Annotated in this window: 11 protein-coding genes; 4 read left to right on the top strand and 7 right to left on the bottom strand. The window is 72.2% G+C overall.

The features are described from left to right. Window positions 1-64 precede the first annotated feature (64 nt). Together ACFPCY_RS09775 and ACFPCY_RS09770 are read left to right on the top strand one after the other, a co-directional pair. On the top strand, window positions 65-1,297 hold the full coding sequence (locus ACFPCY_RS09775) for a cytochrome P450 (RefSeq protein WP_378253781.1): 1,233 nt from the start codon (window positions 65-67) through the stop codon (window positions 1,295-1,297). A 103-nt stretch (window positions 1,298-1,400) separates the two neighbouring features. After that, window positions 1,401-2,060, top strand: coding sequence for a YdcF family protein (locus ACFPCY_RS09770; protein ID WP_378253490.1), 660 nt, complete (start codon window positions 1,401-1,403; stop codon window positions 2,058-2,060). A gap of 81 nt (window positions 2,061-2,141) precedes the next feature. Here ACFPCY_RS09770 and ACFPCY_RS09765 read toward each other — a convergent pair whose 3' ends face one another. From ACFPCY_RS09765 to ACFPCY_RS09745, 5 genes are all read right to left on the bottom strand, one after another. Further along, window positions 2,142-2,585, bottom strand: a complete 444-nt coding sequence (locus ACFPCY_RS09765; protein WP_378253488.1) for a hypothetical protein — start codon at window positions 2,583-2,585, stop codon at window positions 2,142-2,144. 22 nt (window positions 2,586-2,607) lie between these two features. Then, window positions 2,608-3,003 carry a hypothetical protein gene (locus ACFPCY_RS09760; protein WP_378253486.1) on the bottom strand — a complete coding sequence of 132 codons (396 nt, stop codon included), beginning with the start codon at window positions 3,001-3,003 and terminating at the stop codon, window positions 2,608-2,610. Between the two features lie 267 nt (window positions 3,004-3,270). Continuing rightward, entirely contained in the window at window positions 3,271-4,545 is a 1,275-nt protein-coding gene (locus tag ACFPCY_RS09755; protein WP_378253484.1) for a cytochrome P450, read from the bottom strand. 90 nt (window positions 4,546-4,635) lie between these two features. Further along, window positions 4,636-5,010, bottom strand: a complete 375-nt coding sequence (locus ACFPCY_RS09750) for a VOC family protein (protein ID WP_378253482.1) — start codon at window positions 5,008-5,010, stop codon at window positions 4,636-4,638. A gap of 36 nt (window positions 5,011-5,046) precedes the next feature. After that, window positions 5,047-6,615 (bottom strand): MFS transporter, encoded by a 1,569-nt coding sequence (locus ACFPCY_RS09745; RefSeq protein ID WP_378253480.1) that lies wholly within the window; start codon window positions 6,613-6,615, stop codon window positions 5,047-5,049. 100 nt (window positions 6,616-6,715) lie between these two features. Here ACFPCY_RS09745 and ACFPCY_RS09740 point away from each other — a divergent pair, with 100 nt between their 5' ends. After that, window positions 6,716-7,393, top strand: coding sequence for a TetR/AcrR family transcriptional regulator (locus ACFPCY_RS09740; RefSeq protein ID WP_378253478.1), 678 nt, complete (start codon window positions 6,716-6,718; stop codon window positions 7,391-7,393). Window positions 7,394-7,403: 10 nt separating this feature from the next. On the opposite strand, the gene ACFPCY_RS09735 is transcribed toward ACFPCY_RS09740, so the two are convergent. Then, window positions 7,404-8,942 (bottom strand): AMP-binding protein, encoded by a 1,539-nt coding sequence (locus ACFPCY_RS09735; RefSeq protein WP_378253476.1) that lies wholly within the window; start codon window positions 8,940-8,942, stop codon window positions 7,404-7,406. A gap of 115 nt (window positions 8,943-9,057) precedes the next feature. Here ACFPCY_RS09735 and ACFPCY_RS09730 point away from each other — a divergent pair, with 115 nt between their 5' ends. Next, entirely contained in the window at window positions 9,058-9,294 is a 237-nt protein-coding gene (locus ACFPCY_RS09730; RefSeq protein WP_378253474.1) for an acyl carrier protein, read from the top strand. Between the two features lie 22 nt (window positions 9,295-9,316). On the opposite strand, the gene ACFPCY_RS09725 is transcribed toward ACFPCY_RS09730, so the two are convergent. Further along, entirely contained in the window at window positions 9,317-10,258 is a 942-nt protein-coding gene (locus tag ACFPCY_RS09725) for an ACP S-malonyltransferase (protein WP_378253472.1), read from the bottom strand. Window positions 10,259-10,271: the final 13 nt, after the last annotated feature.

Below are 10,271 nucleotides of genomic sequence, written 5' to 3'. Positions count from 1 at the left end.
CCGGGCGCGCGCACCGGGCGCGCGCCCGGACGACGAGACCCTACGACGGGAGCCCACGTTGTCCGTGGAAACGAACACCACTGCGCGGCAGGCAGACGACGCCCTCATCACGTTGTTCACGCCTCCGCAGCCCGCCGATCCTTTCCCGCTCTACGAGACGCTCCAATCGGCGAACCGCGTCCACCACAGCGCCGCGCTCGGCCTGTGGGCCCTGTCCGGCTACGACGAGGTGACGGCGTTCCTGCGCATGCCCGACACCAACAGCGGCCCGCGCGCCGCGACCGTCCTGCGCGAGGACTGGGCGGACCACCCGTCCCTGCGCCTCTACCTCAACTCCATGGTCACCCTCGACAACCCCGACCACGGCCGCATCCGCGGCGTGGCCGGCAAGGTCTTCACCCCGAACAAGATCAAGAAGATGCGACCGGCCGTCGAGCGGCTGATGAAGGGCTACCTCGCGCAGATCGAGGAGCAGGCCGCGGGCGGCGAGCCCGTGGACCTCGTCGCCGTCCTCGCCGAGCCGTTCCCCGTCGCCGTCATCAGCGAGATGCTCGGCCTCCCGCACGCCGACGGCAAGCGCTTCCAGGAGCTCGCCGACGACTGGTCCCGCGTCTGGTCCGGCCTCTACCCCGAGGAGGACCTCGTCCGCGCCGACGCCGCCGTCGAGGAGCTCACCGCCAGGCTCCAGGAGACCATCGACGCCCGCCGCGCCGAACCCCGCGACGACCTCATGACGTCCATCGTCCAGGGCGCCGACGAGGGCCGCCTCGACGAGGACGAGCTGATGGCACTGGCGGCGTTCCTGTTCACCGCCGGTTTCGCCGCCACCACCAACCTCATCGCGACCGGCGTCGTCGCCCTCATCGAGCACCCGGACGAGCTGAGGCGCTGGCGCGAGGACAAGTCCATCACCGCGTCCGCCGTCGACGAGCTCCTCCGCCACACCGCCCACACCGCCGCCACGAGCCGCATCACGACCCGCCCCGTCGAGCTGGGCGGCACCGAGATCCCCGAGGGCGCCCACGTCCTCGCCCTCCTCGGCGCCGCCAACCGCGACCCCCGCAAGTACCCCGACCCCCACCGCCTCGACCTGACCCGCGACGACGGCCCCAACCTCAGCCTCAGCGCCGGCGCCCACTACTGCATGGGCGGCAACCTGGCCCGCATCGAAGGCGCCGAGCTCTTCCCCGCCCTCATCGACACCTTCTCCCACATCGAGATCGCCGGCACCCCCGAACGCCGCGACACCATGGGCCTGACCGGCTTCGCCACCCTCCCCGTAACCCTCGAACACTGACCCCCGCGACGGAGGCCCCGCCCAGCCACGCGCAGGGCCTCCGTCCTTCCCGCCGGCGTTCTCTCCGGTCGGATACCGTCGAGGTCCCCGACCAAGGAGCACCGTGCAGGACGCGTCGCTGCCCCCGCACCTCCGCGAGGACGTCGAGACTCTGTGGGACTATCACGACATGCGGTACGTGCTGCGGCCGTGTGACGTGGGCATCGGTCTCGGCAGCCACGACCTCGGCGTGGCCACCTTCGCCGCCGAGCTGTACCGGCGGGGCATGTTCCCCCGCATCGTCTTCACGGGGGCCAACGCGCCGACGACCGTGGACCGCTTCCCGCGCGGAGAAGCGGTCCACTACCGCGAACACGCCATCGACCTGGGAGTTCCGGCCGAAGCGATCCTGGTCGAACCCGCGGCCACCAACACCGGGCAGAACATCGAGCTGACCGGGAAGCTCCTCGCGGACAAGGGGATCGGAGTCCGCTCTGCGATCCTGATTTCGCGCCCCTACCAGCAGCGCCGCGCCTACTCCACGGCGAAGAAGCTCTGGCCCGACCTGGACGTCGTCTGCGCGTCCCGTCCGCTGCCCCTGGACGACTACATCGAGTCGATCGGCGACGCGAACCGCGTCATCAACATGCTGGTTGGCGACACGCAACGCATCATGCTCTACCCGGAGCGAGGCTTCGCGATCCCGCAGGAAGTCCCCGCCCGAGTAGAAGGTGCCTACCGCCGTCTCGTGGACGCAGGCTTCACCGACCGCCTCCTTCGGTGAGCAGCCGGTCAGTGATCTTCGAGAGCGTGGCCCGCGCCCGCCGTCCTGCCCAGGGGGCGCCGGGTTGCTTCCGCGCCTGAGTCATCCGTTCTGGCGTTGGCGGGCCGGGGCCGGGGCGGTGCGGACGGTCCGGCGGGCGCGTCGGGCGGTGACCATGCTGAGGACGCCGGTGACGACCGCCGAGGCGAGGCCGACGGCCATGATGGCGTTGCCTGCCACGGTGCCGGCGTTGTGCGAGGTCAGGTTCGGGGTCAGCTGTCCGGCGATGGTGCCGACGCCGACGATCCAGAACCCGATGAACGCCCCGAAGACGGCGTGCCACCACCAGCGGGCGGTGAGCAGCGTCAGCAGCGCGGCCCCGACGATGAAGGCGATGCCGGGCGGGAAGGCCTTGCCGAGCGGCGGGACGGCTTCGGAGAACTTGGCCGGGTCGGCGATCCACTGCACGACCAGGCCCACGATGCCGACGAGGAGGCCGGCGAACATGGCGAGGGTGTTGCGGTTCAGTTGAGATGTGCGGAACACGTGCGGATCCCTTCTCGATGGGTCAGCGGGAGGTGCGCCGGGCGTGCGCGACGCAGGCCGCCGCCAGGACGGCGGCGGCGAGGAGGCCGAGCATCTGGAGCCAGCCGGCGGTGAATTCCAGGACGTGCCGCGGCTCGGCCAGCCGGGACGCGAACTCGGACGAGGCGAGCCCTCCGACGAGCAGGAAGACGCTCATGGGGACGACGAGCAGCGGCGTGAACCGCCATCGGACCAGCGCGGTCAGCGCGGCGAACGCCAGGTCGATGAACGGGCCCGGCCCGTCGTAGCCGGTGGCCTCGTCGCTTGCGGCGACCAGGACCAGCGCGAGGCAGGTGGCGATCAGGAGCGTCCGGTGGCGGCCCCGGGCGCCTCCGATGGCGGTCCGGGGCGTGCTGGCAGGGGTCGTCCGCGTTGTCACAGGGCTGTCCTCCTCGTGATGGCGTCGCATCATCGTCGGAGGCCGTCACCGCCGTCGTCGTCGTACGGCGGGAGGCTTGCCGCATACGCCGTTCGGCGTAGGAACGTACAAAGGCCCTGCGCGGGGACGCGCAAGGCCTTCGTAACGGAAGCGGTCAGATCTGATGGACGGTCTCGGCGTCCGGGTCCGCCGCGGGGGCGGTGCGTCCGAGTTCCGGCGCGGCGAAGACCCAGCCGACGCACGTGCCGTTGCCCAAAGAGGTGGTCGTCAGCGGGTTTTCTGCGAGGTGGCGGGGGAGGACCAGGTGACCGGGAGGGCCAGCGGGCGGCGGACGGTCGTTGCCGCGTTCCAGGTGATCTCGGTCGGAGGGGCGGCCAGGCGCAGCGCCGGGAAGCGCGTGGTCAGGCGCTCGACCGCGACGTTGAGTTCCAGAACCGCGAGGTGTTCGCCCAGGCAGACGTGAGGTCCGTGGCCGAAGGTGAGAAGCGGACGCGGGGTGCGGGTGATGTCGTAGCGGTCGGGGTCGTCCCACACGTCCGGGTCGCGGTCGGCCTGGTCGATCGCCGGGACGACGATGTCCCCCGCTCGGACCTGGACGCCGTCCAGTTCGACGTCGCGCATGGCCCGCCGCGGCTGTGCCGTTTCGAGGGTGCCGTTGGGAACGGTACGGAGCGTTTCGTGAATGGTGCCGGGAATGGCGTCCGGGGTCAGGCACAGGTGGCGGTAGAGAAGCGTTCCGTCCCAGGTGGTGGTGAGCAGCTTGTAGAGCAGGCAGGAGAGGGCTCCGGCGGTGGTCTCCCACGCGGCGGTCACCATGCTGCTGACGAGCAGTGCGGCCTCGGCGTGGTCGATGCCTCGCTCGTCGGCCGCCTGCAACGTGCGGGCCAGGGCGCTGTCGTCGCGGTCGCCGAGCCGTTCCATGCGCCGCGCGACGTAGGCGGTCATCTCGCGCAGGGCGGTCTCGGCCTCCCGAGCGCGATCGGGGCCGGTGGAGATGAACATGTCGCCCCACTGCCGGAACCGGCCCCGGTCCTCTTCAGGGGTCTGGAGGACTTCTCCGACGGCGTGGAGCGACAGCGGCATCGCCAGCGCCTCGACGAGGTCGGCGGGTTCGCCGGAAGCGGCCATCGCGTCCAGGAGCCGGTCCGTCAGCGCTTCGAGGACGGGGCGCTGCAGGGCGATCCGGCGCGGGGTGAACTCGCGCGCGACCAGCGAGCGCAGCGCCCGGTGGTGTTCTCCGTCCCAGCCCATGATGAGCGGGCTGAGGCGCAGATAGGGGTGGACGTCATCGCCGTGTTCGCGCGAGAACGTCTCCGTTTCCCGCAGGACGCGGCGCACGAGCTCGTACCCGGTGACGTACCACGCCGCCGAGGACGAGCCGACGAGGTCGGCGGGCCGTCCGTCAGGCCGGTCGGGCAGGGCGATCGGGACGACGCGGGAACTCTCGCCGGACGTCGGGACCGCGGGTGGCGCGGTCGGGTCATCGTCGGGCGGAAAGGGAAACGCGAAGGGACACACGGCCGAGGTGGTACTGGTCGTCACAGAACGCCTCCCGGATGAACGGCGACAGGGACCCTCCGCTACCGGCGCCGACGATCACACGCGGCGGGAGGGCCTGTCAATGCTCCCGTTTCAGCCGGGGGGTGTGCGGGTGGCGTCGGGTTGCCAGAGTTCTATGCGGTTGCCTTCGGGGTCGGTGACCCAGCCGAAGCGGCCGACGCCCGGCATCTCCTGGACCTCGGGGGAGACGGCGGCGCCCTTCGCCCGGAGCTGGGCGAGCATCGCGTCCAGGTCGCGGACGCGGAAGTTGAGCATGGCCTGCTGGGTGGGGGAGCCGAAGTAGTCGGTGTCGGGCTCGAAGGTCGCGAAGACCGTCGGGCCGGGGGCCTGGTGCCAGAGGCCCTGTTCGGCGGTGTCCAGGCCCAGGTGGTCGCGGTACCAGGCGCTCAGGGCCGCAGGGTCGGCGGCGCGCAGGAAGTAGCCGCCGATTCCGAGCACACGTTCCATGGGGCCATCTTGTCAGGTCGCGATGACACCTCGTGGTCATGGGCGGGGGACGGGCTCCGGCTCGGGGGCGGGTTCCGGGGCGCCGGGTTCGGCGGCCGGGGGCTTGACCGTGCGGAGGAACAGGACGGCGGCCAGAGCGCCGGCGAGCATGAGCGCGCCGCCCGCCCAGGCGTTGACGGCCATGCCGTGGGTGAAGGCGTCCTCGGCGGTGGACAGGAGGTGGCCGCCTTCGGCGGCGGGCAGGTGGGCGGCGACCTCCTTGGCTCCGCCGAGGGTGCCCTTCGCGGCGTGGCGGGCTTCGGGGGGCAGGCCGGACGCGGCGTTCGCGACGTCCCGCGTGTAGATGGCGGTGCCGATGCTGCCGAGGATCGCCACGCCCAGCGCGCCGCCGAGCTGGTTGCTGGTCTCGGAGAGGGCGGAGGCGGCGCCGGCGCGCTCCGGGGGCGCGGCGGAGACGATCATGTCGGCGGTGAGGGTGAGCGCCACGCCCGCTCCGGCGGCGAGGACGGTCGCGCCGGTCACGACGAGCGCGAGGCTGGAGTCGGCCTTCGTCTGGGTCATGATGGCGAAGCCCGCGGCGGCGATGACCAGGCCGCCGCCGATGATGTAGGCGGCGCGGATCTTCTTCGCGAGGGCGGCGGCGAGCGAGGTCGCGACGCCGACCGAGACGGGCGCGGGGAGGGACCAGAGGGCGGCCTTCAGCGGGCTCAGGCCGTTGACGAGCTGGAGCCACTGCGTCGAGAAGAGCGCGAACCCGACCATCGCGAACAGCGTGAACAGGTTCACCAGGAGGGACGCGCTGAAGCCGCGGTTGCGGAACAGGGACAGGTCGATGAGCGGGTCCCGGGCCGTCCGCTGCCGGACGACGAAGAGGACGGCCGCGACCGCCCCGGCGACGAGGATCGCGGTGGGGGGCCATGAGAAGCCGTCCGTGGCCAGCTTCTTCATCCCGTAGATGATCGGCAGGACGGCCGCGAGGGAGAGCAGCGCGCCGAGCAGGTCGAAACGGCGCGGTCTCGGGTCCTTGTACTCGGGGAGCAGGATCGGTCCGAGGATCAGCAGGACGGCCATGACCGGCAGGTTGACCAGGAAAACCGAGCCCCACCAGAACTTCTGCAGCAGCAGCCCGGAGACGATCGGGCCCACGGCCGCGCCGCCGGAGAAGCCGGCCGTCCAGACGGCGATGGCCGTGCGGCGCTGGCCCGGGTCGCGGAACATGTTGCGGATCAGCGCCAGCGTGGACGGCGCCAGCACCGCCCCCGCGACGCCCATGACCGCGCGGGCGGTGATGAGCAGTTCCGCGTTGCTCGCGTAGGCGGCGGCGAGGGAGGCGGCGCTGAACGCGACGGCACCGGCGAGCAGGAGCAGGCGGCGTCCGATGCGGTCGCCGAGGGTGCCCATGGTGATGAGCAGGCCCGCGAGCAGGAACGCGTAGACGTCCACGATCCAGAGCTGCTGGGTGGCGCTCGGCTCCAGGGCGGCGCTGAGGAACGGCACCGCGAAGTACAGCACCGTCATGTCCATCGAGATCAGCAGGACCGGGAGGACGAGGACGGCCAGGCCGATCCACTCCCTGCGCCCCGCTCGCGCTTGCGTACCGGTCATGACGCCGACTCTAGATCTGTCTTATAGATTTGTCTATGACAGATTATGTATAGGACGTCCGTCTAAGACAGATCTATGACCGGACGGCTAGAATCCCGCCATGGGACACCGGGAGGACCTGCTGGCCGGGGCGAAGCGCTGCCTGTTCGAGAAGGGCTACGCCCGCACCACCGCGCGGGACATCGTGGAGGCGTCGGGCGCGAACCTGGCGTCCATCGGCTACCACTACGGCTCCAAGGAGGCGCTGCTCAACGCGGCGATCATGGCCGCCGCGGAGGAGTGGGGGCACGAGCTGGAGGCCGCGCTCGCCGACGTCGGGGACCTGCCCGCCGACCCGATCGGACGCTTCGAGCGCACCTGGACCCGCGTGATCGAGCTGTTCGAGCGGCACCGCCCGCTGTGGAGCGCGCAGTTCGACGCGATCACCCAGCTCGACCACGTCCCGGAGGTGCGACGGTTCTTCGCCGAGGCGCAGCAGCGCGCGCAGCGCGGCCTGGTCGTGCTGCTCATGGACGGCGCGGAGCTGCCCGAGCACACCGAGGCGGCGGTCGGGCAGTTCTACCACGCGCTGCTCAGCGGGGCGATGACGCAGTGGCTCATCGACCCCGAGCACGCGCCCACCGGCGCCTCGCTCGCCGAGGCGCTCCGGGCCGTCGTGGAGAGCGTCGGCCGGTCGTCCAGCGCTCCCGGCGGGTCGTCCGGCAGCCCTGACCGGTCGTCCGGCACTCCCGACCGGGCGTCCGGGGCCGCGGCCGGCGGCTCGGCGCTCGCCCGGTGACCTCGGACGGTCAGCTCGCGTCGGACGCGGCCCGGCGGGCGAGGCGTCCACGGTCCACCTTCCGGTTGGAGTTCAGCGGGAACTCGGTGACGTGCCGGAAGACGCGCGGCAGCATCCCCTCGGGGAGGTGCGCGGCCAGCTCCCGGCGCAGCGTGACGGGGGCGACGGGCTCGCCGGTGTAGTAGACGACGAGTTCGAGGCCGCCGTCCGCGTCCGGGCGGGTGACGGTGACCGCGTTGCGCACGCCGGCGCACTGCCGGACGGCGTGGTCGACCTCGGCCAGCTCGACGCGCCAGCCGTGCACCTGCACCTGCGCGTCCAGGCGGCCGAGGTAGAGGAACTCGCCGTCCGGGAGGCGGCGCACGCGGTCGCCCGTCCGGTACCAGCGGCGGCCGTCGCGCTCCAGGAAGCGGCCCTCGTCGTCGGACGGGTCGAGGTAGCCCGGCGTCAGCTGCGGCCCGGCGATGCAGAGTTCGCCCTCGTCCGGTTCGTCGCCGTCCAGGAGCAGGTGCTCGTGCCCCGGGTGGACGGCCCCGATCGGCACCACGCCGTTCACCGCGCGCCGCGGCGACTCGCCGGGGGACCAGCGGTGGCCCGTGACCGTGATCGTCAGCTCGGTCGGCCCGTACAGGTTCTCGATCCGCGCGTTCGGCGCGGCGGCCTGCCAGTCGGCGGCGTCCGCGCACAGCAGCGCCTCGCCCGCGAAGAAGCTCCAGCGCAGCGTGGGCATGGCGCCCGGCGCCAGGCCGCCCATCCTCCGGACGAACGCGATGCCGCTCGGCGTCGAGAACCAGACCGTCATCCGCCGGGAGGCGAGGAACGCGGGCATGTCCCGGTAGGCGGCGGCGGGGATCGCGTGCGCGGACGCGCCGCTGCCCCAGGCGCAGAACAGCTCGAACATCGCGCAGTCGAAGTTCAGGTCCACGGTCTGGGAGAACACGTCGGACGGGCCGAAGTCGTAGCGCTCGTCCATCAGCGCGAAGTAGTGCGCGTTCGCGCCGTGCGTGATCGGCACGCCCTTCGGACGGCCCGTCGAACCGGACGTGAACAGGATGTACGCGACATCGGACGCCTCGACCCGCCGCGGCGCGGACAGCGGCGGGGCGCCGGAGCCGGAGCCGGAGCCGGAATCGGAGCCGGAGCCGGAGCCGGAGTTGGAGTCGGCGAGAACGGGCAGGTCGAGGCCGGTACCGGCCAGCGCCGCGCGCCCCGTGTCGTCGGCGATCACCAGCGACGCCCCCGACGCCTCCAGCATGGAGCGGGTGCGCTCGGCCGGGAAACGCGGGTTCAGCGGGACGACCGTCGCGCCCGCGTACAGCGCCGCGAGCAGCCCGGCGTACGCGGTGAGGTTCTTGTCCGCGAGGACGGCCACCGCGCGCGGCTCGCCGTGCGCGACGATCGCGCCCGCGCGGCGCAGCGCGGCCTCGTGCAGGGCCTCGTAGCTGAGGCTCCCGTCGTCCGCGCGGATCGCGGTGCGGTCCGGCGCGAGCGCCAGCCCGCGCGCGAACCGGTCGTGCAGCCCGATCCCCGCTACGGGTGTCCGGGTCATTGTTCCTCCTCCGAGAAAAGGGGTGTCTAAGGGGTGTCGGCCGCCGAACGGCGACACCTAGGTTGTGGTCGTCGCAGACCATTCGGTGAACGCCGGGAAAACCAGGGGAGCCCGCATGTGGGACGAGCCTTTCGAGCAGTTGCTCCGCACACACATTCCGCTGCTGGGGCCGGACGATGAATTCTCCGCCGACCTCAGCCTGCGCGATTTCGGACTCGATTCCATGGGCATGGTCGCGCTGCTCTCCGGACTGGAGGAGACGTATTCGGTCCGGTTCGTGGACGACGCCCTCGACGTCACCAACTTCGCCACCCCCGCGACGCTCTGGAAGACCCTGACCGCCCTGCGCTGACCCGCGTCGGGGAACGCACGGACTATGCGATCGCGCTGCGCCGGCGCGGTCGCATCGCCGTCTCCGGCTTCGCCGCGACGATCTCGAACGACCTGGTCATGACGTCCACGCGGCCCCACAGCGCGTCCTGGCCCGCGACGACCACGCGCGAGACGCCGAGGCCGCGCAGCGTCGCCACGACGTCCGGCCAGCGGACGGTCCGGACGACCGCGTCCAGCAGCAGCGTCCGCACGCCCTCGGCCGTCCGGACCAGCGAGCCGTCGTGGTCGGACACGATCGGGATCACCGGGTCGGCGAACGGGACGTCCGCGAGCACCTCAGCCGCGATCTCCTCGCGCAGCGCGGCGAACGCGGTGGAGTGCATCGGCGGACGCATCACGTACAGGGGCAGGCCGCCCGCCGAGCGAATCCGTGCTTGCAGCCAGTCCAACGCGTCCTCGCGCACCGACAGCATGTGGAAGTCGTCGTCGACGTGGCAGGCGACCTCGTTCCACTCGCCCTCCGCGTCCAGCTCGGCGCGGATCTCGGCGAGGTGGTCGGGACCGACGCGGGCGAACGACTGGGTCGCGACGTCGCGGTGCTCGCGCTCGAAGTAGGCGTCCACGCGGCGGCCCCACTCGGCGGTCATGGCCACGGCGTCGGCGAACGGCACCGCGCCGGCGTGGACGGCGGCGGCCGTCCCGCCGAAGCTGGCGCCGGCGCAGGCGACCGGCTCCAGGCCGTGCTCGGCGACGGCCCAGTCGGCCAGCGCCAGGCAGGCGACCAGGAAGGAGATCCGCGCCGGCTCGGGGTAGGCGCCCTGCTCGCCGCTCGCCTCGGCCTCCCGGTGGCGGGCCGGCAGCGGGTAGCCGAGCACCTTGTCGGCCTCGGCGACGAGCGGCCGGGCGAAGGGGCTGGCGGCCAGGAAGCGGGCCGCGTCGGCGAACCGCGCGGGACCGATTCCGGGAAAGACGATCGCCGACATGTTTGCAATTCCC

Origin of the sequence: Actinomadura gamaensis (assembly GCF_042652125.1) — a bacterium.
GTDB lineage: Bacteria > Actinomycetota > Actinomycetes > Streptosporangiales > Streptosporangiaceae > Spirillospora > Spirillospora gamaensis.
Note: the sequence above shows the minus strand (reverse complement) of the source record. Positions and strands in the feature narration are given on the sequence as shown.